The 22974-nt window shown below is 34.4% G+C and carries 26 protein-coding genes, 1 pseudogene and 1 riboswitch; of the genes and pseudogenes, 5 read left to right on the plus strand and 22 right to left on the minus strand.

What is annotated here, in order from left to right:
- Positions 1-6: 6 nt before the first annotated feature.
- The 4 genes from FLY87_RS08320 to FLY87_RS08335 all read right to left on the minus strand — a co-directional run bounded on the left by FLY87_RS08320 (position 7) and on the right by FLY87_RS08335 (position 2022).
- Positions 7-411, minus strand: a complete 405-nt coding sequence (locus FLY87_RS08320) for a HEPN domain-containing protein (RefSeq protein ID WP_141266884.1) — start codon at positions 409-411, stop codon at positions 7-9.
- Positions 389-850: a nucleotidyltransferase domain-containing protein gene (locus FLY87_RS08325; RefSeq protein ID WP_141266886.1), complete on the minus strand. Its 462-nt coding sequence runs from the start codon at positions 848-850 to the stop codon at positions 389-391. The genes FLY87_RS08320 and FLY87_RS08325 overlap by 23 nt, the downstream gene beginning before the upstream one ends.
- Positions 851-976: 126 nt before the next feature.
- Positions 977-1456, minus strand: a complete 480-nt coding sequence (locus FLY87_RS08330) for a UpxY family transcription antiterminator (RefSeq protein ID WP_181406018.1) — start codon at positions 1454-1456, stop codon at positions 977-979.
- Positions 1444-2022 carry a winged helix-turn-helix transcriptional regulator gene (locus tag FLY87_RS08335; protein WP_141266888.1) on the minus strand — a complete coding sequence of 193 codons (579 nt, stop codon included), beginning with the start codon at positions 2020-2022 and terminating at the stop codon, positions 1444-1446. The genes FLY87_RS08330 and FLY87_RS08335 overlap by 13 nt, the downstream gene beginning before the upstream one ends.
- 704 nt (positions 2023-2726) lie before the next feature.
- Here FLY87_RS08335 and FLY87_RS08340 point away from each other — a divergent pair.
- Positions 2727-3797: a glycosyltransferase gene (locus tag FLY87_RS08340; protein WP_141266890.1), complete on the plus strand. Its 1071-nt coding sequence runs from the start codon at positions 2727-2729 to the stop codon at positions 3795-3797.
- Between the two features lie 9 nt (positions 3798-3806).
- Here FLY87_RS08340 and FLY87_RS08345 read toward each other — a convergent pair whose 3' ends face one another.
- Positions 3807-4514, minus strand: coding sequence for a YdcF family protein (locus FLY87_RS08345; RefSeq protein WP_141266892.1), 708 nt, complete (start codon positions 4512-4514; stop codon positions 3807-3809).
- Between the two features lie 58 nt (positions 4515-4572).
- Between FLY87_RS08345 and panC the strand changes: the two genes are divergently transcribed.
- Positions 4573-5415, plus strand: a complete 843-nt coding sequence (panC, locus tag FLY87_RS08350; protein ID WP_012546748.1) for a pantoate--beta-alanine ligase — start codon at positions 4573-4575, stop codon at positions 5413-5415.
- 3 nt (positions 5416-5418) lie between these two features.
- On the opposite strand, the gene FLY87_RS08355 is transcribed toward panC, so the two are convergent.
- On the minus strand, positions 5419-6483 hold the full coding sequence (locus FLY87_RS08355; RefSeq protein WP_141266894.1) for an HD domain-containing phosphohydrolase: 1065 nt from the start codon (positions 6481-6483) through the stop codon (positions 5419-5421).
- Between the two features lie 21 nt (positions 6484-6504).
- Between FLY87_RS08355 and dtd the strand changes: the two genes are divergently transcribed.
- Both dtd and FLY87_RS08365 read left to right on the plus strand, forming a co-directional pair.
- On the plus strand, positions 6505-6945 hold the full coding sequence (gene dtd, locus FLY87_RS08360; RefSeq protein WP_012545012.1) for a D-aminoacyl-tRNA deacylase: 441 nt from the start codon (positions 6505-6507) through the stop codon (positions 6943-6945).
- 3 nt (positions 6946-6948) lie between these two features.
- Complete coding sequence (locus FLY87_RS08365) at positions 6949-8193, plus strand: CCA tRNA nucleotidyltransferase (RefSeq protein ID WP_141266896.1); 1245 nt, start codon at positions 6949-6951, stop codon at positions 8191-8193.
- A 38-nt stretch (positions 8194-8231) separates the two neighbouring features.
- On the opposite strand, the gene FLY87_RS08370 is transcribed toward FLY87_RS08365, so the two are convergent.
- The 11 genes from FLY87_RS08370 to FLY87_RS08420 are packed head-to-tail and all read right to left on the minus strand — an operon-like array spanning position 8232 to position 18304.
- Entirely contained in the window at positions 8232-8783 is a 552-nt protein-coding gene (locus FLY87_RS08370; RefSeq protein WP_141266898.1) for a Fe-S-containing hydro-lyase, read from the minus strand.
- Positions 8780-9622 (minus strand): fumarate hydratase, encoded by an 843-nt coding sequence (locus tag FLY87_RS08375; protein WP_141266900.1) that lies wholly within the window; start codon positions 9620-9622, stop codon positions 8780-8782. Before FLY87_RS08375 ends, FLY87_RS08370 begins: the two co-directional genes overlap by 4 nt.
- Positions 9619-10626: a zinc-binding dehydrogenase gene (locus tag FLY87_RS08380; protein ID WP_141266902.1), complete on the minus strand. Its 1008-nt coding sequence runs from the start codon at positions 10624-10626 to the stop codon at positions 9619-9621. The genes FLY87_RS08375 and FLY87_RS08380 overlap by 4 nt, the downstream gene beginning before the upstream one ends.
- Complete coding sequence (rsmI, locus tag FLY87_RS08385) at positions 10626-11456, minus strand: 16S rRNA (cytidine(1402)-2'-O)-methyltransferase (protein ID WP_141266904.1); 831 nt, start codon at positions 11454-11456, stop codon at positions 10626-10628. Before rsmI ends, FLY87_RS08380 begins: the two co-directional genes overlap by 1 nt.
- Positions 11456-11716, minus strand: a complete 261-nt coding sequence (locus FLY87_RS08390; RefSeq protein ID WP_141266906.1) for a hypothetical protein — start codon at positions 11714-11716, stop codon at positions 11456-11458. The genes rsmI and FLY87_RS08390 overlap by 1 nt, the downstream gene beginning before the upstream one ends.
- Before the next feature lie 9 nt (positions 11717-11725).
- Positions 11726-12793, minus strand: a complete 1068-nt coding sequence (locus tag FLY87_RS08395; protein ID WP_141266908.1) for a hypothetical protein — start codon at positions 12791-12793, stop codon at positions 11726-11728.
- The gene (locus tag FLY87_RS08400; protein WP_141266910.1) at positions 12777-13628 is read right to left on the minus strand and encodes a site-specific DNA-methyltransferase; all 852 of its coding nucleotides are present in this window, start codon (positions 13626-13628) and stop codon (positions 12777-12779) included. The genes FLY87_RS08395 and FLY87_RS08400 overlap by 17 nt, the downstream gene beginning before the upstream one ends.
- 9 nt (positions 13629-13637) lie before the next feature.
- Positions 13638-14411: a TdeIII family type II restriction endonuclease gene (locus FLY87_RS08405; RefSeq protein WP_141266912.1), complete on the minus strand. Its 774-nt coding sequence runs from the start codon at positions 14409-14411 to the stop codon at positions 13638-13640.
- A gap of 2 nt (positions 14412-14413) precedes the next feature.
- On the minus strand, positions 14414-16030 hold the full coding sequence (locus FLY87_RS08410) for a restriction endonuclease subunit M (protein WP_012545223.1): 1617 nt from the start codon (positions 16028-16030) through the stop codon (positions 14414-14416).
- 1 nt (position 16031) lies between these two features.
- Complete coding sequence (locus tag FLY87_RS08415) at positions 16032-17747, minus strand: NAD+ synthase (protein ID WP_028842704.1); 1716 nt, start codon at positions 17745-17747, stop codon at positions 16032-16034.
- The gene (locus FLY87_RS08420) at positions 17744-18304 is read right to left on the minus strand and encodes a type I restriction enzyme HsdR N-terminal domain-containing protein (RefSeq protein ID WP_012545918.1); all 561 of its coding nucleotides are present in this window, start codon (positions 18302-18304) and stop codon (positions 17744-17746) included. Before FLY87_RS08420 ends, FLY87_RS08415 begins: the two co-directional genes overlap by 4 nt.
- Before the next feature lie 407 nt (positions 18305-18711).
- Here FLY87_RS08420 and FLY87_RS08425 point away from each other — a divergent pair, with 407 nt between their 5' ends.
- Complete coding sequence (locus tag FLY87_RS08425; protein WP_141266914.1) at positions 18712-19680, plus strand: NAD(P)-binding domain-containing protein; 969 nt, start codon at positions 18712-18714, stop codon at positions 19678-19680.
- Here the strand turns inward: FLY87_RS08425 and thiC are convergent.
- From thiC to FLY87_RS08450, 5 genes and pseudogenes are all read right to left on the minus strand, one after another.
- The gene (gene thiC / locus FLY87_RS08430; protein WP_012546777.1) at positions 19660-20940 is read right to left on the minus strand and encodes a phosphomethylpyrimidine synthase ThiC; all 1281 of its coding nucleotides are present in this window, start codon (positions 20938-20940) and stop codon (positions 19660-19662) included. The two genes, FLY87_RS08425 and thiC, sit on opposite strands and share 21 nt — an antisense overlap.
- Positions 20937-21557, minus strand: a complete 621-nt coding sequence (gene thiE, locus FLY87_RS08435) for a thiamine phosphate synthase (protein WP_141266916.1) — start codon at positions 21555-21557, stop codon at positions 20937-20939. Before thiE ends, thiC begins: the two co-directional genes overlap by 4 nt.
- Positions 21554-22327 (minus strand): thiazole synthase, encoded by a 774-nt coding sequence (locus tag FLY87_RS08440; RefSeq protein WP_141266918.1) that lies wholly within the window; start codon positions 22325-22327, stop codon positions 21554-21556. Before FLY87_RS08440 ends, thiE begins: the two co-directional genes overlap by 4 nt.
- Position 22328: 1 nt before the next feature.
- Entirely contained in the window at positions 22329-22526 is a 198-nt protein-coding gene (thiS, locus tag FLY87_RS08445) for a sulfur carrier protein ThiS (RefSeq protein WP_012546191.1), read from the minus strand.
- 50 nt (positions 22527-22576) lie between these two features.
- A riboswitch (TPP riboswitch) is annotated at positions 22577-22682 on the minus strand.
- A 59-nt stretch (positions 22683-22741) separates the two neighbouring features.
- Positions 22742-22974: pseudogene (locus tag FLY87_RS08450) on the minus strand (methyl-accepting chemotaxis protein); the annotation flags it as partial.

The following is a 22974-nucleotide window of genomic DNA, read 5'->3' on the forward strand; positions in this document are numbered from 1 at the left end:
TCTTTTCTACTTAATTTTTTCAATAATTTCTAAAAATTTTTCTGCAGTTGAAATGGCTTTTCTGGCATCTTTCAAAGTATAGTCTTTAATTGGTATAAAGTCCACATCACCATAGAAAGCAATTTCTCTCTGACTTCTTAGCCATTTTGAATCTTTTCTTAATTTCATTAACTCACGATTAACATCATCTGATAATTTTTCTTTGTTCTCAAGAATAACATCTATTACCTCATGCCATTTGGGAGGTTTTATACCGATTTTTATCAGTATAGCCTTCTGAATGAGTTCTACGATTTCCTGAGATGTTCTTATAACATCCGCATAGTCTTTTTCTTGCAGATATTCTCCTAAAATTCTGAATCTTAATTTTGCTCTTTTTATATGATCTTCAAAAAGTTCCCTGTTTATCATTTAATACCTTTATATAGTCAAAAGGATTGGTATGAAAAACTAAAAATTTTTCCTTGAATTCTTGAAGTTTTTTTAAGAAATCTCTGAAAAAATTCTCTTTATCATAAAGTATTAAGAATTCTGTATTCCACAGATAAGGGATTCTGATGCTTAGTTCTCTGATAGATTTAAAAATTGGATTAATTTCAACCATTAAATCTCCGACCGATATTTTACTTTCAACGTTATCATAATAATCCGAATATTCTCTATACTGACTCTTCCTGTTTTTTAAAATTATCAGTAAATCAACATCTGAAACAGGACTAAACATTCCCTTTGCTACCGAACCAAAAACAACAACAGCGATCAATCTATCTTTGTAGTAATTTAAGCATAAGTTTTTTAGCTGCTCTATGATTTTCATGTATTTTTTTTTATAACCCCTTATTTTTTTCATCTTATCGGCAAATCTCCTCTTTCCCCAATGCTCCGCCTCCTCAGTTACATGGGCATTAAGATAAAGCCGTAGTAACCGAGCAGGCTAAAAACGTATTAAGCCAGTTCTACTTCAGAGGCATCTATTTTAACACTTACAGACCTCTGAAGCATATGTATCGAGAGAATAAAAAAAATGCTGCTTCTCTTTTTTCTTCAGTATTCCCGTTGCTCCTGCAAGGGGTCCGCTCTTTATTTTTACCCTCTGTCCTTCCTTGAGATAAGGATACGGGTCTATTTCTCTTCCGTTTTCTATTGCTTTTCTAAGTGGGACTATTTCCTCCTCTGGCACAAGCTCTGGCTCTCCAGAAGGATTTTTTATGAAAGTGACAACCCCCGGAGTTTTAAGCACTTTAAGCATCAATTCATAGCTTTTCTCTATACATACAAAAAGATAGCCGGGGAAAAGCGGGAATTTAATGAGCTTTTTTCTGTCCTTCCATCTTCTAAGCCTTTCAACAGCAGGCAGAAATGCCTCTATGCCAGCCTTTGTGAGTCTATCAAATACTTTAAACTCATGTCTTGATTTTACATATATGCAATACCAATTAAATGCTAAGTCTGCCATAGATAATAAACCTCAGCATCTATATTTTTTAGTTCGGCAATCTCCTTTTCATCAAAAGTTGCCACAAGAATGGCATCAAATTGGGTATTTCTTATTTCTGCCTTTGAATAGACAGGTAAATTATGAAATTTTTTAGCTCCATTTAGACTTACTACTCCAACTATTTTAATAGGAAGCCCTATTGATGCAATATAACAGAGCTCTGCCAGTTCATCATTTCCCCAGATAACCACATCTTTAATACCCAATGACACCATCAGGTCATAGGTTTTATCTATTCGCTGTTTTATTTCCTTAAAATAGTTAAAAGACCTTGCCATATAGTTTAGCGTAAGCCGAGCTTTTTCCGTAAAACCCTTTGGAGTAAGCATGTAGATTATCCTTTTACCTGTAAGGTTTTTAATCTTTATATAGCCTTTTTTATATAGCCTCTTTATGTAAGAATTTGTAAGTCCAAGAGCTATCCCAAGCTTTGATGCTAAGTCTCTCTGGGTTATTGATGGACTTTCATGAATATGTTCAAGAATACGAAGGGAGATTTCATCGTTTATTGATGATTTGTTCATTATTTGAACAATAACATGAAATGTATTTTCATGTCAATAAACTATCTCTTTATCTAATAAAAAACTGTTCAAAAAATTGTAATTTACACAAAATCATTAAACTACAAGCCTCGTTATTTAGTGATTTACCTTCATAGCGTTAGCGACGAGGAATCTCCTTCTCTTTTTTCTGCAAGGGGAAAACAGGACAGAGATTCCTCACACCCATTGAGGGTGTTCGGAATGACAAGAAAAACATTGAGACCACTCAAAATGATAGAAGGAGTAGACCCCTCGCTTACGCTCGGGGTGACAGTAAAATCGCTCAGGTGACAGTAAAATCGCTCGGGTGGCAGAAAAAAATTACCAACAAATGCGACTTTCATCTTTTTATTGAATAATCGCATATAATTATGATTGTAATAAGCAACTTTTTGCTTTGGAACATTATTTTCTATAATAACCTATTATGCTATTATATTTAGAAAGGTTATTCAATTACTAACTGTCATTCTGAGGGGTCTCAATGACCCAGAGGAATCTGACCCGAAAGGGTCATCCCGAGGGCTTTGCCTGAGGGATCTCCTTCGTTTAAGAAGAAGAGATTCCTCGCCTTCGGCTCGGAATGACAGATGAAGCTAAATGAAAAATAACAGGGCTTGTCAAAATTGATTTTAAATAACTTGCAAGTTTTTGAACAAGCTCATTAAGCATGTGGAGGTTTTATGCCTTATTTGCTTATTGCTTTTATGTCATCCTTTCTTTTATGCCTCATTCTTCTAAGAATTAAACATAAAAGCCATCTTGATAAGTTTGAGGGAATACAGAAGTTTCATAATTGGCAAGTTCCAAGAACAGGAGGTGTTGCAATATTTTTATCTCTGATTTTTGTTTGTATTGCCTTTTTTATTGCTAAAAAAGATTTTTCAAATAAATTTCTTTTTATTATTCTTTCCTGTATACCTGTATTTTTAGGAGGCATTGCAGAGGATATAACAAAAAAAGTTGGTGCAAAAATGAGACTTGCCTGTGCCTTTTTATCTGGTATGGTTGCCTGTTTTCTTCTTGAAGCAAATCTTCTAAGGGTTGATATCCCATATTTTGATGATGCTCTTAAATCAATTTTCATCTTTTCAGTCATCTTTACATCTTTTGCTCTTGCTGGGGTTTCAAATGCTGTAAATATCATAGATGGATTTAATGGACTTGCATCAGGTGTGGGTATTCTTGTTTTTTTATCTTATGCTTATGTCTCTTTTTTAGTTGGTGATATTTTTTTGCTTTATCTTAATTTATGTATTTTTGCCTCTTTAATGGGATTTTTTCTATGGAACTATCCCTTTGGAAATATCTTTTTAGGTGATGGAGGTGCCTATACTATAGGATTTCTTGCAGGACTTAACGGAGTTTTAATAGTTAATAACCACCCTCAGGTTTCTGCATGGTTTCCTTTTCTTCTTCTTATGTATCCCATATGGGAAACCGTTTTTTCAATATGGAGAAGAAAATTTGCTCGCTCATTCAGTCCTTTTAACCCAGATAGCATACATCTGCATACACTAATATACAGAAGAATTGTAAAACCTAAATTCAGAAAAATAAAAAGAAGGCTCAGAAATTCATTAACCTCACCCTATTTATGGATAATGCAGATATTATGCACAATTCCTGCTTTGCTTTTCTGGAAGTATAAGCTGCTTCTGATTTTATCATGCATTATTTTTATGATTTTCTATGCATGGCTTTACTTTAAAATTGTAAAATTTAAAACCCCAAAAATTCTAAAACTTAAATGAATTAGTGTTTTAATATACTATTAAAGCTATATACTCTCTTATAGCTTTTGATGAAAGAGCAAAGTTACCGAATTTCGGTAAAAAACTATAAATACTATAATGATTGCTTTGTTTAAAATCTGCTGGATATGGTAAAACTTCAAGCCCTGCTTGCTTAAAAAACTTAACTGATCTTTTCATGTGGTAGGCTGATGTAACCAGTATCACCTTTTTAAAAGATTTTTCTTTGCATATCTTAGCAACATATAAAGCATTCTGAGCAGTATCTCTGCTTTTATTTTCCTCAATAATTTTGCTATCTTCAACTCCAAATTCTTTTAACATTGCAGCCATAGCTGCGCTTTCTGAAATTTTCCCTTCAACAGCTCCTCCAGACACAATAATAGGAAGTTTTGTTTTCCTATAAACCAAGTATCCTGTAAATAGCCTGTTTGACGAATCTTCTGGAAAGGAAGCCCAGCTATAAACACCTCCTCCAAGTATAACAATAGCATCAGCATCTAATTTTTCCGAAACGCTGTAACTTTTTTCCAGAGGATACAATAATAAATCTTTCACAGGTTCAATAGAGATTAGATAAACCAATAAGGCCGAGAAAATAGCCAAATAACGGATAAAATTTCTTCTTTTCTCTAACAGTGCAATTAAAAGAAAAATAATTATTAAAATACCAGGTGGCAAAATCAAAGAGGTAATAACTTTTTTCAGAAAAAACATGAATTAAGTATACCAGAATTGTCTATTACATCCAAAATTAAGTTATAATTAAACCATTATGGAAGTAATAAGAATTCCAAGAATAATGAGGGAAATAAGTAAAGAATTAAGATTTAAAGGCAAATCCATAGGTTTCATTCCAACAATGGGAGCATTGCATGAAGGACATTTATCTTTGATCAGAAGAGCAAAGGAAGAAAATGATATAGTTATTGTAAGTATCTTTGTAAATCCAACACAGTTTGCTCAAGGCGAAGACTATGAAAAATATCCAAGAGATGTAGAATTAGATAAAGAAAAACTTGAAGCTCTTGCAATTGATTATTTGTTCTTGCCTGATGTTAATTCTCTTTATCCAGAAGGCTATAGCACATATGTTGTAGTTGAAGGATTGAGCGATAAACTCTGCGGCATCTTCAGACCTGGGCATTTTCGCGGTGTTGCCACAATTGTCTGTAAGTTATTCAACATAGTAAAGCCTTTGAGAGCATATTTTGGACAAAAAGATTATCAACAATCATTGATAATTAGAAGAATGGTTGAGGATTTGAATTTTGATGTTGAAATAATTGTATGCCCAACTGTAAGAGAACAAGACGGTCTTGCAATGAGTTCAAGAAATTTATATTTAAATGAGAAAGAAAGACAATCAGCTACTGTTATATATAAAGCCTTAAAAGAGGGGGAAAGACTTCTAAACGAAGGGGAAAAGCCTTTAGATGTAAAATTAAAAATGCATGAAATATTTAAAAATGAACCACTTATCAGAGAAATTCAATATGCAGGAGTTTATGATCCGTTAACACTTGAAGAAGTTAAAGAAAGGCAAAATAAATATTTGCTTGCAGTTGCTTTAAAAATTGGAGATACGAGATTAATTGATAATCTTATTGTTGAATAATTTTTAATCTTTAAATGTTTCTTTTATTTTTAAAAATTCATCAAGATTGCTAATAAAAATATCAAAAAGATTCGGGTCAAAGTGAGTTCCTATATTTTTTTTCATAATATCAATTGCTTGGTCAACAGTAAAAGCTGGTCTGTAGACCCTATCTGATGTCATTGCATCAAAGACATCACATACTACAACAACTCTCGCATAAATATGTATTTCCTCTTTTTTTAGTCCATAAGGATATCCTGAACCATCCCATTTTTCATGATGCTGTTCTGCTATTATTTTTCCTGCTTGAAGGGTAATAAATCTTGGATCTGTATCCAGAATTTTAGCGCCTATAATAGTATGAAGTTTCATTACTTCAAACTCTTCATGGGTTAAAGGTCCTGGCTTTCTCAAGATATTATCCGGAATTCCAACCTTTCCCACATCATGCAAGGGAGATGCATAAAATATAACACTCTGTTCCGATTCTGGTAAACCAGCTAAGTGAGCAAGTAATTTTGAGTAATAACTTATTCTTCTAATGTGCTGCCCTGTTTCTTCGTCTCTAAACTCAGAAATCATACCAAGTTTTACAACCATTTCATATTCTGCCTCTCTTGCGAGTTCCAGAGCTTCACGGAGTTCTTTTGTTTTTTTCATTACTTCTTTCTGTAATACGTCATTTATATTTTTTATTAAATCATGATATTTTTTGACCTGTAGATTATTAATAACTCTGAGTTTTAACTCTTCTGCATCAAATGGTTTCGGGATAAAATCATTGGCACCATTTTTTAAAGCATTTTTTCTTTCTTTGTCATCTCCAGAAAGAACAACAACAGGAATATGAGATGTGTGAGGATCAGATTTTAAAACATTTAAAACTTCTATTCCGTTCATTCTTGGCATTCTTATATCAAGAACAATTACATCTGGAGTATGTATTTTAAGAATTTCTATTGCTTCAAGTCCGTCTTTTGCAGTAAGAACCTTAATATGTGGAGAATCTACAAAAATAGCAGATATTAATTCTAAATTTATACTTTCATCATCAACTACTAAAATTTTGGAGACTTCTTCAAACATGGTATGATATATTAACATAAAATGATTGCACTGTTGCAGAGAGTAAACAAAGCGTCTGTAGAAGTTGGAGGGGAAACAATATCAGAGATTGGAAAAGGTATCCTTATTTTTTTGGGGATAGACAAAAAAGACAGTAAAAAGGATGTTGAATATCTTGCGGACAAGGTTGTTAATCTAAGGATCTTTGAGGATAACAACTCTAAAATGAACCTCTCCATAAAAGATGTTGGTGGAGAAATAATGGTAGTATCAGAGTTTACTCTTGCAGGAGACTGCAAAAAAGGAAATCGCCCTTCCTTTGATAAAGCAATGCCACCAGAAGAAGCAGAAAAACTTTATAGGGATTTCATAGACAGCCTTAGAAGTAAAGGTATTCCAGTGAAAGAAGGCGTTTTCAGAAGTTTCATGCATGTTTCCCTTATAAATGAAGGTCCTGTAACATTTATATTAAACACGAGGTGAGATATGTTTGAAACTCTGAGAGAGAATAAATACTTTAACGAAGTAGTGAAATTTTTACAAGAAAAAAAACTTTACAAAAACTCTTATCTTGTGGGCGGTTCTGTGAGAGATTTGCTATTAAAGAGGGATTTAAAAGATATTGATTTTGCAATCAAAGGTGACTCAATAGAACTCGCAAAAGAATTTTCAAGAAAAATAGGAGGAACCTTTGTTCTTCTTGATGAAGTATTTTCAATAGGTAGAGTCGTTAAAGATAATGTAACAATTGACTTTGCTCAATTAAGTGGAGAATCAATTGAAGCAGACCTGAGCGAACGAGATTTCACAATAAATGCAATGGCTACAGACTTATCTCTTAAAAGCCTCATTGATCCCTTTGGGGGAATGGATGATTTAAAAAGTAGATTAATAAAAATGGTAAAGGAAGAAAATCTAAAAGCAGACCCTCTGAGAATTCTGAGAGCTTACAGATTTCACGCTACTGTCAACTTTGACATAGAGAATAATACTCGTGAAGCCTTGAAAAAAAATGCCTTTCTCATGAAAGTGACAGCAAGAGAAAGAATTAAAGAGGAACTCTGGAAAATTCTCTCAGTGGACAATAGTGTAAGAACAGTTGAAATGATGGTAGGAGATGAGATATTCAAAGCATTTTTAAAAATGCCTGATTTATTACAAATCAGACCAAATCTTCAAGCACTGATAATAATTGAGGAAGCGATAAGAAATCCAGAAAAAATCTTTACTCATCACAAAATTACCTTTAATCCAAACATTATAGCCTGTCTTAAATTCACAGGAATCTTTGAGCATCATGCTTTATCTTTCATAAAACAGATTAAGCCATCAAAAAAGGAAGAAAGATTTGTAGAAAAACTAATAGAAGCTGGGGTTAGTATTAAAAAAGTAGAAACTCTTTTAGACAAAGTAAGATTTGTCAGAAATTATGAAAATATTTTATATCCTGTTCTTATTTATAGTATAAGCACAGACCCTCTTGGAATGGCAAGAGCATGGTTCTACAGAGAAATTGAAAACTTTTATAAAAAAGTCTATCTCAAAAACAAAAAAAAGCTTCCACTCATTAAAGGAGAAGACATCCTTTCTCTCGGATTTGAACCCTCTCCTCTGGTTGGCGAAATAATTGAAAGAATAGAAACTCTTGTTCTTGCGGGCAAAATTTCAAAAAAAGAGGAAGCTTTGGAGGAGATAAAGAGAAGATATGGGCAAAACAGGTTGTCGGAATGACAGAAAAAGGATAGAATAACAGGAAATATGATTTAATCTTATTCCCTGAAAATATTTCCTCCATGACAATCTATCGCTACAATTGCAGGAAAGTCCTTTAAAAGTAACTTTTTTATAGACTCTGTCCCCAGTTCAGGAAAGGCTATTTCCTCTGCTGAAACTATATGTCTGCTAAGAAGTGCTCCAGCTCCTCCTGTGGCAAGAAAATAAACAGCTTTGTATTTTTTGATTGCTCTTATAACTTCTTCACTTCGTTGACCTTTACCAATCATTCCTTTAATTCCTAATGAGAGCAGAAGCGGAGTGTAACTATCCATTCTTGATGATGTGGTAGGTCCTGCTGAGCCTATTGCTTTTCCTGGAGGTGCAGGTGTTGGTCCCACATAGTAGATAATCTGTCCTTTTAAGTCAAAGGGTAGAGGTGTATTATTATTTATCAACTCTACGAGCCTTTTATGTGCAGCATCTCTTGCTGTATACACATATCCGTTTATCAGAACCAAGTCACCTGCTTTTAATTGCTCAATTACTTCATCTGTAAGGGGTGTTTCAATTTTTATCTTTATGCCTTCAGTTTTTAGCCTGCTCATATCTCTGCCTCCTTATGCCTTGCAGAGTGACACTGTATGTTTACTGCTACAGGAAGAGATGCAATGTGGCATGGAGCATACTCAATATGAACAGCTAAGGCTGTAATCTTACCTCCTATGCCCATTGGACCTATGTTTAGTGAATTTATTTCCTCAAGAAGTTTTTTTTCAAGCTGTGCATAGGCAGGATTTCTGTTTGACTCTCCCACCTTTCTTAATAGAGCCTTTTTTGCCAAGATTGCGCACTTTTCAAAGTTGCCTCCAATTCCTACTCCAACAATAATTGGTGGGCAGGGATTGCCTCCTGCATTTTTAACTGTTTCAATGACAAAATCTTTCACGCCCTTCAATCCCTGTGCAGGTTTAAGCATTCTCAGAGCAGACATATTTTCACTTCCAGCACCTTTTGGAGCAAGAGTTATTTTTACTCTATCGCCCATGACTGGCTCAAAATGAATTATGCATGGAGTGTTATCCTTTGTATTTTTCCTTTCAAAAACAGGGTCATCAACAACGCTTGCTCTAAGATACCCTTCTTTTACAGCAAGCCGGATACCTTCATTAAAAGCTTCCATTAGGTCACCATCTTCGTATATCGCCTCGAAACCCCATTCAACAAAAAGCACCGCTATTCCAGTATCCTGACAAAGTGGAACTCTATCTTGCAGAGCAATTTTTTGATTTTCAATAAGTTGATTCAGGATTTCCTTAGCCAATCCCTCTTCTTTTTTATAAGTTTCTAACAAACACTTAGAGACATCCTCTGGAAGAGAAATAACCGCATCCATGTAAAGTTTCTTTACTGTGTTTACAATGTCTTCTTTTTTTATCTTTCTCATGGCTCAATTAGATATTTAATACCCTCTCCTCTTGATAGTTTTTCAAAAGCAATAGAAATCTCTGAAAGAGATATTTTACCTGAGATGAGCTCTTTTAGTTTCAATTTTTTTGATTTAATCAATTCATAGGCTTCACGAACATCCTGAGGATTATAATGAAAAGCCCCTTTGAGTGTTATTTCATCATAATGAATTCTTCCAGCATCATAGCAAACCTCAGTGCCTGTTTTAAGCCCACCGAATAGCAGAACAGTGCCACCTTTTCTAACATAATCAATGGAGCGTAGCCAAATTTCCTTCTGTCCTGTGCATTCAACAACTCTGTCATAACCAAAACCATCTGTAAAATCCAGAGGTTCTTCTCCAGAATAATAAATTCTATCAGCACCTAAGCTTTCAGCTAAACTAAGCTTATTTTTATTCCTTCCCATAACTGCTACACTAATACTCATGCTTTTTAAAACCTGAAGGAAAAGTAGCCCTACAGGACCTGTTCCAATTACAAGAACTTTATCTTTCTTTAAAGGTGAAAGAGCCTTTACTCCATGAACTATACATGAAAGAGGTTCAAGAAAAGCTGCTTCTTCAAAGGATATCTCTTCAGGCTTGTGAAACATGTTAATCTCAACAACTCTTTTCTTTACCACCATATATTCTGAAAAAGCTCCAAGCATCATGTCTTTTGTGAGAATCTCACATAAATTAAAAAGTCCATGCTTACAGTAAGAACATTCTCCACACGGTGCTGTGTGAACAAGCATAACCGCATCTCCTGCCTTGAAACCGTTTACAGCATCTCCTACTTTCTCAATAATTCCTGAAAATTCATGCCCAAAAGGTCCTGGCATGGGTATTAAAGGATGTCCTCTCAAATAGGCTTTTAAATCTGTTCCACAAGTAAGTGCAGCTTTTACTCGGACTAAAACTTCTCCTTCTTTTAAGATTGATAACGGTTTTTCAACTATCTCTATTTTATTTGGGCTTACTAAGTAAGCTGTTTTCATTATATTTCATCCTTTTTTAAGCTTTCCTCGTAAAGCTCTTTTTTACTTAAACCGTACAACTCTGATACTATTTTAACAGCTTCTTTTCTACCTTTTCCTTTTTTCATTAGTTCTCTGACTTCTTTCAAAGCCTCCTCAATACTTCTATCTTTTTCTAAAGCCCCCTCAATCACTATAACATACTCACCCGCTATTTTTGACTCCTCAAGTCTTTCTAATACCTCAGAAAGTCTTCCTCTCTGTACTTCCTCAAACATTTTGGTGAGTTCCCTCGCTACACATATTCTTCTGTCTCCAAATACTTCAAGCATATCATCCAGACTTTGGAGTATCCTGTGAGGAGCTTCATAAAAAACAAGGGTTCTTCTTTCAGAACTAAGCTCAAGAAGTTTCTTTCTTCTTTGTGTTTGTTTTACAGGAAGAAAACCTATGAATGTAAATTCTTCTGTGTTAAGTCCTGAAATACTTAAAGCAGCAATCAAGGCTGTTGGTCCTGGCACAGGAATTATCTCTATGTCTTCTTCAATTGCTCTTGATATAATAACTGCTCCAGGGTCTGATATTCCAGGTGTTCCCGCATCAGTTATCAAGGCTACATTGTGACCAGCTTTAATTTTTTGAATTATCTCCTCAGCCCGAACCTTTTCTTTTTCAGACCAGTAACTTATAAGAGGCTTTTTAATTTCGTAGTAGTTGAGAAGTTTGAGGCTATGTTCAGTATCTTCGCAGGCAATATAGTCAACTTTTTTTAAAGTATCCAGTGCCCTCAATGTTATATCTTCAAGATTTCCAATTGGCGTTGAAACAATATAAAGTCTGCCTCTCGGCATCACTCCTCCTTAAGAAGTTGTCTGAGGCGCTTGTCAGCCCTAATAATCTCATCAGCATTTTCGCCCGTAATGTCCCAACTGTATTCCCCCTTTTTATCCCTATGAAGCTTTATTTTAACAGGTTTTTTAGGTTTTGCATACTGAAGCAGTTTGTCTTTACTTGCCTGAATCTGAGGCTGAGGCTGGGAAAAGGAATAGTCAATAAAAATACAGGATGAGAAAAATAAAACAGTCAGAAAAATAATTAAAAATCTCTTCACTGTAACCTCCTACTTAATAAGATTTTCCAGATCCGTATCCTTTATGAACACTAAAAAATTGTTCTGCCTGCTTTCCCTGTGAAGTTGCTTTAAAAAATTCAATTCTTTGACCTTATCAATATCAAAATTTTGTGAAGTTGTTAATTTTAATATTGAACGATGTTGAAATTTCTCATTATTTATCCTTAAATCTTTTAGATTTGTATAAAGTATCATTTTTACAAGTCCATCTTTAATGTCCGCTTTTGATGGTAGTATAGATCTTTTGCTGTGCTTGCATTCTATAAGATAAATTTTATCATCTTGAATAATAACCTCATCACATGTAAAAAAATAATATCCCCCAAGATAGTTTTTTATTGTTATTTGAACTTTTTGTCCTTCTACGCTCTCCTTAGGCTGAATGGTTCTGATTTCTCTAATTTGAGCTTTTTCCGCTAAATCTCTGGAATAATTGATAAATGAATTTTTTTCAGTAAGAACTTCTTTGATTCTTTTTTCTATCTCTTTTTTAGAGTGTAATTTAACTTTGAGTTTTTTAGAAATTCTCCTGTAACTTTGTAATGCCTTCTCAGTAATCTCTCTTATTTTTTCAATTTGAGTAATATTCCAGTGTAGGGCATCGGACTGATAAGAAGAAATCGCTCTTAATTCTTGCTTTATGTGTTCAAAATCAAACTTTTGATTGGTAATTTTATTTTCAAATTTTAAATTTTTCTGTGCTTCTTTGTAATAGGATATGATTACATAAACACCCAACAAACTCATTAAAGAAATTGTGTCCCATTGAATAAAATCACGATCTCCATCCTTACCCTCATCCTTTAGAACAGGGATTACAGTTACTCTTTTGCCCTGAAAAGCCAATGAATCATAAACTCTTGCATAAGGATATGATCTGGTTCTTTTTGGTGATACCCACCAGCTTAGCGCGAACTTATTATTTTTATCAAAATTTAAAATAAAAGTAGCATTTTTCTTGAAAGCATCCTCTAAATTTGAGAGGTTATATTCCTTTAAAGTACGACATGCAAAAGGAGTATATTGTATCCCTTCTATTTCAGCAAAAATATTCAACTTTTTCTTCCTCTCTAATTATAATTTCCAATCTATCCCCGTGTTCACCCAGCGAAAGTTGTCCCTCAAAACCAAGCTTTTTCTTTATCACAGATAACAAAGATTTATTTATTTCAATACCTATACTATTTCTACCAAGTTTTCTTGCTACTTTCATTGTTGTTCCCGAACCTGCAAAGGGATCCAACACTGTTTCTCCTATATAAGAAAACAGTTTAATAATCCTATAAGGTAACTCCTCTGGAAATGCTGCTATATCCTTTTCCAAAGAAGAATTGGGTAAAACATTAACCATCTCCCATAATGTTGAATACCATTTATTCTCTAAAAATTCTTTTTTATCAATTTTTGACTCTTCCTTTAAATCCTTCGGCACTGAACTATAATTAAATTTGCCTTTCTGAAATATGAGTATACTTTCAAGAAGGTTATCAGGATAAAAATACATAGGATAAGGATTCTGAAGGAGCACCCCACTTCGTCTGCTTATTCGTAGGTAGCCATCTGGTTTTTTCCAGATGATTCTGTCTCTATATTTAAAGCCTGCAGACTGAAAAATCTTTGTCACATCAGCAACAATTGTAAATTTTTCACCATCTATCAACATGTCGTCAATATTTATAACTGCTACTCTGCCTTTCTTTAAAACTCTGTATGTTTCTTCTGCAACTTTTTGAATCATTTCAAGATAAGCCTCATAACTTTTAAACAGTCCCTTATAATCAAAAGGAGCATTAAAGTATGGTGGAGAGGTAATCATTAAATGAACAGATTCATCTTCAATCTCTTTCATGCTGGTAGCATCACCAATTATCAGTTTATGATAGGTTCCCATCTCATTCTCCTACTTAAATTTTGCAAAATATTCATCTATCTCTGGTCTCAATTTTATTCCAGCCCTTTCAAAACAATTTAAAACTTCCTCATAAGCCCCTTCACCACCAAGAAAGTTCCAGAATTCCTCCGCAACCATCAACTCATTTTCTAAATCAAGCATTCCTTTCAGTGTCCAACGCTCATAGGGTTTGGGTTCATAGGGATTATAAGGAATTGCTATATATGAATTGACCTTTGCCTCAGGATTTTCGTAGAAAAAGATAGCGAGCCACTCAAGAAGAGTTCTTTTATAACTCTTAAATTCACCAATATTTGGTTTTGCAGTTTTAATATCAAAAAGATGAATATTATCGTCATAGCTTATGACACAGAAATCAACCAACGTTGTTTTTAGTTTGACAATTTCTCCTTCTTGACAGACTCTTCTAATTCGCTCAATTTCTTCTTTTTTATCTGGATTTTTTCCAATTGTTAATTCATTTATTATATTTTGGATTTCTTTTTGAGCTTCCTTGCTTATTTTATTGCCTAATACATACCTTCTTTTTGCTTGTTTATGTTTTAACTTGGCTAAAGTCTCTGCAACTGGTTCAAAAATTGATGTGCCAAAAGTGGTATTTAAAGATTGGATGAAAGAAAATAAAGTCATCCTGTCTTTTCCAAGCAGTCTGTAATGGAAAGGCATATGAGAGGTTTCTGGATTATAAGATTGAAATTTTTTTCTTAAACTGTTGATTATTACTTTTTCAATTGTTTCATTTATATCACTACCTATTTCCATATTTATTTTTCCTTTAAATGAAAAATTGACTCTGAATATAGAGTTTCTCTGTTTTTTTCCACCCTGTTAAGAACAGGTCTTTTAAATTCTTCAACTATTCGCATCCCTGCTAATTCAGCAATTTTGGGATAGAGATTAAATTTATCGTTTGCAACAAGGAAAATATCGTAATTTTTTTGAAGAAATCTTTTGCAATTTTTTAAAACATCAGCAATTCCTTTAATATAAGACATTTTAGCTTCCTCTCCTTGTCCCTTATAAAGAGGTCCTATTTCCAATTCGTCTCTTCTTTCAAAACCGAACATCTCATAGGCATATGCATGCTGTTCATGGTAATCAATCAATCCCACATAGGGAGGGCTTGAAAATATACCTCTGAATTTTTTATTTATTAGTATGTTAGCAAAATCAGGATTAATGTTCTTAATTTGTTCAAATATATCAATTGCTTTACTATCTCCTGTTAAACATATCTGAAAAGTATCGGTTCTTATTTTTTCAAACTCTCTCAATCTTTTAATGGTATCTACTGTATATGTTTTCCACCAGTTTATAATTGAAAAAATAGGCTTACAAATCTTACCATGTTTTTTACAATAATAGGGTTCAAATACAGGCTCTTTTAAAGTTGCTAAATCTGAATGAGTTGTGGCTCTACAGGAACGAACAGTTCTACTCAAAATTATCATGATTACATTTTTAACATCTTTATCATTTATTTCTAAAACTTTCTCTTTCATAAACTCTATTTCATCTCTTACAGTAGATAGAAACCACTTATCAATGAATGCATCTTCCCTATCCTGTTTGAGTTTTATACTGTATTTATTAACTAATTTGTAGTAAAGTGGAAGAAAATCTTTTAATCTTTCATTTGCGTATTTGTTCTCGTCAATCTCTTTATTTCTAATTGCTATTTTAAAATCTGAAAATGGAAAATATTTGTTGTTAAATTTTGAAAGTTCTTCGTTTAGTTCATTTTCAAAAGATGATACTTTACTATTCTTATTAAAATCTTCAATTTCATCAGTCAATCTTTTTATTTCATTGTATATTTTTGAAATTTCATGCTTTTTTATTTTTATGTTGCTAATGAGTGAATTAAAGTAAGAAACATCAATTCCAACAGCATGAATTCCTAATTCATTTGCTTGAACAAGCGTTGTTCCACTCCCACAAAAAGGGTCTAAAACAATATCATCTTTTTTGAAATAAACTTCTTTTTTAAACTCATCTGTGTGAGAATCAAGAAAATATTCCACTAACTGAGGAATGAATTTACCCTTATAGGGATGTAATCTGTGAACATGTTTTGTTCTTTCAGATTCTTTATACTCACTGAAAGACAAATGCCAATTTATATCCTTAAAAATTGAACTTTTTTGATAAAGTTCGTTTCTGAAGGAGTCATAATAGTCTTTTAATTCATCTTTATCTATGAGAGGATTTCCATTGCTTCCATAGTTTTTGAGCCTTCCGTATTGAATTAAATATGCTATATTTGAAACAGTAATATTTTTCTTAAGATATTCTGTAGCCCATCGGGCGGCTTCTTTTGGAGTGATTAATTTTATATTCTGTTCTATAATATCCAAAACTTGCTGTTTATAACTTTCCATCTCATTCTCCAAATCTATTCGTAATCGGAAATCTCCAATCTTTGCCAAGGGAGACAGGAGATATTTTTATTCCAGGAGGTGACTGTCTACGCTTAAATTCAGCTTTCTTAACCATCCTTAAAACTTTTCTCACAGTGTCTCTGTCAAATCCTTGTTCCACTATTTCTTCTTCACTCATACATTTTTCAATATGCCTTTTTAGTATCTCATCAAGAATCTCATAGGGTGGTAAAGTATCCTGATCAGTCTGGCCAGGTCTTAGCTCTGCTGACGGTGGTTTTTTAAATATTCTTTCTGGAATTCTATCCCGTGATGCCCATTTTGCCACTGTGTAAACCTGTGTTTTATAAACATCTTTTATAACTGCAAATCCACCAGCCATGTCACCATACAATGTGGCATAGCCAACTGCCATCTCTGATTTATTTCCTGTTGTAATTACAAGCCAACTGAATTTGTTTGAAAGCGCCATAAGAATGTTTCCGCGAATTCTGCTTTGAATATTCTCTTCAGTTGTATCTTCTGGCAAGCCTTTAAAAGTATCCGCAAGCCTTCTGAGATACTCCTCAAAAATCTCATCTATGGAAATCTCTATAAGCTCAATCCCGAGATTTTTTACAAGTTCATAAACATCTTCTCTGCTTTCCCTTGAAGTATATCTTGAAGGCATGAAAACTCCTGTAACTCTATCACTTCCCAATGCATCGGTTGCAACCAAAGCAACAAAGGAAGAGTCAATTCCTCCGCTTAAGCCAAGACATACTCTGCTAAAGCCGTTTTTCTCTACATAGTCCCTTAAGCCTGTTTTCAAAGCCTTGAATATTTCTTCTTCTTCGCTAAGAATCTTTAGGCTGAAGGCTGAAGGCTGAAGAGACTGTACCGCTAAAGATTTTTTTTGCTCACCTGAAATTTTTATTATCTCTGCCCTTTCAAATTCAGATTCCCATCTTATTTTAGGTTCTCTCATTCTTACCCTTGTTACCTCTTCAAGGTCAAGGTCAACAACTATAAAGTCTTCTTCAAAGGCTTTGCCCATTGTAATTATCTCTCCTGAAGGAGAAATAACCATGCTTCTTCCATCAAAAACAATCTCATCCTGTCCACCCACTGTATTTAAATAGGCAATAAACACTCCCATGTCATAGGCTCTTGTTGAAAGCATCCTTAGTTTTTTTTCAAATTTGCCTGCATAAAAGGGTGAAGCAGATATATTAATTATCAACTCTGCTCCTGAGGATGCCTGAATAGGACTTGGTAATGTAGGATGGAATATATCTTCACAAATATTAACTCCAAATAAAACTCCGCTGTATTCATAAACAGGAGCTCTTTTGCCTGATTTGAAGTATCGCATCTCATCAAAAACACTGTAGTTGGGAAGATAAATCTTATGGTAGGTATCTATTACTTTTTGTTCAGCTAAAATAACTGCGGAGTTATAGAGGTCTTCTTCTTTTACAGGTAATCCAAGAATCATTACAAAATCTTTTACATTCTCAATCAATTTGTTCAAGGCTTCATTTGCTTTTTTTATAAAGGATGGATAGAAAAGAAGATCTTCTGGAGTATATCCTGTGAGGATTAATTCTGGAAAAACAATTATATCAGCCTTTTCTTTAACAGCTTTTTCTTTAAATGATAGAATTTTACTAAAATTACCCTCTATATCACCTACTATAGGATTTATCTGACATAGAGCTAATCTAATTTTTTTCATATATTACAGGTTGGACAGCACTTTATGGCATCAAAAGCATAAAGTATTCTTCTTTCCTTTGGAAGTCTTTCCTCACTGTAGGGAATGAATTTTATATCTGGCAAAACTTTCAAAAACTCTTGCTTTGAGGGAATATCCATTGTTTCCTTAACCTCGCCCGTAAGCACATCTATAACCCTTCCCTCCTTCCCATCAGTAACCATAGCAAAAGGAATCTGATAGGGTTCAACTACTCTACAAAATGCAATCATGAATCTTTCCCATGAATCAATGGAAGCAGGAGTACATTTAATTGCAAATACAACCTTTCCTTCAAGGATTAAGAGAATATCAACAGATGTAACAAACTTTTCCTTATCTGATACAATAACTTCGTAGCCTTTATTGATTTCCATATCACTAAGTTTATAGCCACAATTTATTAACCTTTCTATCATTAACCTCTGAATATATCCAATACTTTGTGCAAAAAGTTCCTCCTCTTCCTTGATAATATCCCCAATAAGTTTTTTCCTCTCTTCTGGAGACTCAGGTGTTTTATTGAGTTGTATTTCCATCAATGCCTCCTACTGAGAAATTTTTTAACATTATATCAAAGTTATTTATTCAATATTTTTAAACAACAGCAGATAAAAAATCAAACATCGCAGGACAATTTGACGATAGAAATCTAAAAAACCTTTTCCTGTTTTTTCATGCTCTCTTTCGCAAGCTTAGGTGTACATCTAACTTTGCATTTTTTATGTTATGCCTAGGGATCTCCTCCTCCAAAAGGAGTAGAGCCCTCGCTTGGCTCGGGGTGATAGAAAAAGGAAGGAGACTCTTCAGGACTTCGCCCCTCAGAGTGACAGCTTAGGTATCATTGGAGGAGCGTTAGCGACGAGGAATCTCTGAATATAAACAAAATAAAAGGTCAGATTAAGGGTTTGTAAAGAATCAGGTTTTGTAAGTATAATAAAAACTTATGAGAAAGCTATCCGTTGCAATAATTGGTGCAGGCCCTGCTGGTATTGCTACAGCAGTAGAGTTAAAAACAGCGGGCATAAAAGATATCGCTATTTTTGAAAAGACTGGTAATTTTTGTTATACAATAAGAAGACTCTATCCTGAAGGTAAAAGAGTGGACAGAAACTACAAAGGTATAAATATGACTTCGGAGGGAGTGTGTTCCTTTGAAACAGAAACAAAGGAACAATTTCTTGAAAGAATTGAAAAATATATTAACGACTATAAAATAGAAATTTTTTACAATACGGAAATTAACGGGCTTGAAAGGTCTGGACAATATTATATTATTAAAGCTGGAACATATACGGTTGCCCAGGCATATGTTGTAGTTATTGCTACAGGAGTTTTTGATAGACCCAGAAAGCCATCCTATCCCATTCCTGAAGAAATAAAAAATAGAGTTTTTTTTGAACTTCCTAAAGAATTACCAGAAGGAGAAAAAATACTAATTGTTGGAGGAGGAAATACAGCTGCTGAACTTGCCTGTATTCTATCAGGAAAATGCGATGTATACTTATCTTACAGAAGACCTGACTTTTTTAGAATAAATGAAGAAAATCTCAGAGAACTTGAAAAGAGAAAAGACCAAATAACCTTTTTTTTGGGCACAGAGATAAAAGCATTAGAGCCTGAAAAAGAAGCGGTAAAAGTTATATTCCATGATGGACATACCGAAGTATTCTCAAAAATTTTTTACTGTCTTGGAGGAAGCACGCCAAGAAACCTTCTTGAGAAAATGGGCATAAAATTTAAAGACTCGCTTCCAGATATTGATGAATTTGGAGAAAGCAATCTTGAAAGAGTTTTTCTTATCGGTGATGTAGCAGTCAAAAGAGGCAGTATAATTTACGCATTTAACTCCGCTCACAGAGCTGTAGAAAGAATTCTTCAAAAGTATCACATTCTATTCAACAGCTCGTCTTGAAATTTTTATTGCACAAAACTCACCACACATACTGCATACTTTTTCATCTTCAAGAGGTGGTCTTTCTGAACGCATTGAATGAACTTTGTCTGGATCAAAGGATAGAGAAATCTGACTCTGCCAGTCAAAATTTCTCCTTGCCTCTGCCATTTTGTTGTCTCTCTGCCACGCTTTTGCATAACCTTTTGCAATGTCTGCAGCATGAGCTGCTATCCGTGAAGCAATAACTCCCTCTTTCACATCTTCTTTATCAGGAAGTCTTATATGCTCTGACGGAGTTACATAACATAGAAAATCCGCACCATACATGCCTGCTAAAGCGCCACCTATTGCTGCTGCAATATGGTCATAACCCATCGCACAATCTGTTACAAGTGGACCCAAAACATAAAATGGTGCTTCTTTACAAATGCTTTTCTGAAGCTTAATATTTGTCTCAACATGATTTAAAGGAAGATGCCCAGGACCTTCAATTATGCATTGAACTCCTTCTGAAATAGCTATGTCTTTTAATTTGCCAATAGTTATAAGTTCAATTAATTGATATCTATCTGTTGCATCGGCAAGGCATCCAGGTCTTAATCCATCTCCAAGACTAAGTGTTAGATCATACTTTTTAGCAAGCTCAAGAAGCCTATCAAAGTATTCATAAAGAGGATTTTCCTTGTCATGATAGCATATCCAGTCTGCAAGTATTGAACCTCCTCTGCTAACAATTGGCAAAACTCTGTCACCAGATTTAAGCATTTCAACAATCTTTTTTGTAACTCCGCAGTGAACAGTTACAAAATCTACTCCATCCTTTGCATGTTCCTCTATAACATTAAATATATCATCAACTGTCATTTTTACAATATTTCCATATTTTTCAATTGCTCTCACAGCAACTTCATAAATTGGAACAGTCCCGATACTTACGGATGAATGCTTAAGTATTGCCCTCCTCATTTCTGTGAGCGGACCTCCTGTGGAAAGGTCCATTACCGCATCTGCTCCGTATTTTACAGCAATATCAAGCTTTTCAAGCTCCTCCTGTATATCTGTCTTGTCTCTTGAAGTTCCTATGTTGGCATTTATCTTGGTTCTAAGTCCTTTACCAATTCCGAGAGGTTTTATATTCCTTAAAATATTTCTTGTTATAACAACCCTTCCCTCTGCAATATTCTGTGAAAGCTCTTCAGGAAAAACTCCTTCCTCTTGGGCCACCTGCCTTACTTCCTCAGTGATTATTCCTTTTTTAGCCATTTCTATTCTTGTCATATGTTTTCTCCTAAAATTTCTTTAAATTTTTTGACTGTTCCTTCAATATTCCTTTGAGCAAGTATACCACTTATCAGAGCAATTCCGTCACAGTAGGGAATTAACTCATGAACATTTTCCAGCTTAATTCCTCCAAGTGCAAAAACTTCGCATTTTACAGATTCTTTAACCTCCTTTAATTTTTCCACTCCCTGAGGTTCTCCATAGTGAGCCTTTGATGGAGTATGGAAAATAGGACTGAAGGTAATAAAATCAGCCCATTCTGATGCCTCCTTTGCCTCATCAATAGAGTGAGTTGATACACCTATTAGAAATCTATCTTTCCATACTTCTCTTACAATACGAGGAGGAAACCCACTCTGTGGAAGATGAACTCCATCAGCTTCAACAGCCAAAGCTATATCAATTCTGTCATTTATGAATAGCATGGCATCATTTCTTTTAGTTATCTCTCTCAATTTTTTTGCAAGATTGTAAAGCTCCTTTGCTGTCAAATCCTTCTCCCTCAACTGCAAAGCCTTAATACCTGCCTTCAAAGCAATTTCTACTGCTCGGAAAAAAGTTTCTTTATTGGGAAAAATCTTCCTATCACTTATAAGATAAAGCTTAAAATTCATGTAAGCATTCCCTCAATAGGTGAACTTGCTGATGCATAAAGTTTTTTAGGAATTCTACCTGCTCTGTATGCTAATCTACCCGCAATGCACGCATGTTTCAATGCCTCAGCCATCATAATAGGGTCTTTTGCACCAGCAATTGCAGTGTTTACCAATACAGCATCGCAACCAAGTTCCATAGCAATTGATACATCAGATGCTGTTCCAACTCCTGCATCAACAATTACAGGTATGTTAACAGTTTCAAGAATTATCTTTATATTATATGGATTTCTTATACCAAGCCCTGAACCAATTGGCGCGCCAAGAGGCATAACAGCAGCAGCACCTGCATCAACGAGTCTCTTTGCTGTTATTGGGTCATCATTTGTATATGGAAATACAATAAACCCTTCCTTTGCAAGAATCTCTGTTGCTTTAAGAAGTCCACATACATCTGGAAAAAGTGTTTTTTCATCTCCAATAACCTCAAGCTTAACCATGTCTGAAACACCTGCTTCTCTTGCTAATCTTGCATATCTTAAAGCATCTTCAACCGTGTAGCAACCCGCGGTGTTTGGTAGAATTTTGTATTTTTTGGGATCAATATAGTCAAGAAGGTTTCCCTTTGAACGGTCTATAATATTCACTCTTCTTACCGCGACCGTAACTACGTCTGTTCCAGAGGCTTCTATTGCACGAGCAGTTTCTTCAAAGCTTTTATACTTGCCTGTACCTACCCATAGCCTTGATTTAAATTCAATTCCTCTTATTACTAATGAGTCATTCATTTTATCCTCCTCCAACAAAATTAACGATTTCTATAGAATCGCCTTCTTTTATTTTATAGTCAGCAAATCTATCTCTTTTTATAATTTCAAGATTCACTTCAACAACAACTCTCTGAGGGTTTATATCAAGCTCTTTTAAAAGTTCTTCTATTGTTTTCGCTTTCACATCTATGTCATTGCCATTTAGTTTTAGCTTCATAAAACCTCCTAAATAAAAAACCTCTATCCCTGAAGGATAGAGGCTGTTTTTTACTCAGTCTCTCCCTTTCCCTCCGCCGGTATTATCCGGATCAGGTTCAAGGGGTCTTCCCTTATCGGGAACTCTCAGGTCTTTTGACCTCCCCCAGGGATTAGTTAATTCTATAAATTTAGAACATAATCTGTCAATGTTCTCAATCTTGTGATTTTAAATTACTAAACCTTAAATCTTCCTATTGCTGTATTTAATTCTCCACCCAATCTTGCAATATCACTTGCTGTCTGAGCTGACTGATCCACTGCAAGGGATATCTCCTTTGAACCCTCTGCTATGCTTCCTATATCCTGTGTTATATGGTCTGTTACTGAAGACATCTCCTCTGTTGCAGATGCTATCTGCTGTATCATTGACTGAAGTTCTTGTGCTTTGCTTAATATCTGCCCAAGTA

Source organism: Thermodesulfovibrio sp. Kuro-1, from assembly GCF_006538445.1.
Taxonomy (GTDB): domain Bacteria; phylum Nitrospirota; class Thermodesulfovibrionia; order Thermodesulfovibrionales; family Thermodesulfovibrionaceae; genus Thermodesulfovibrio; species Thermodesulfovibrio yellowstonii.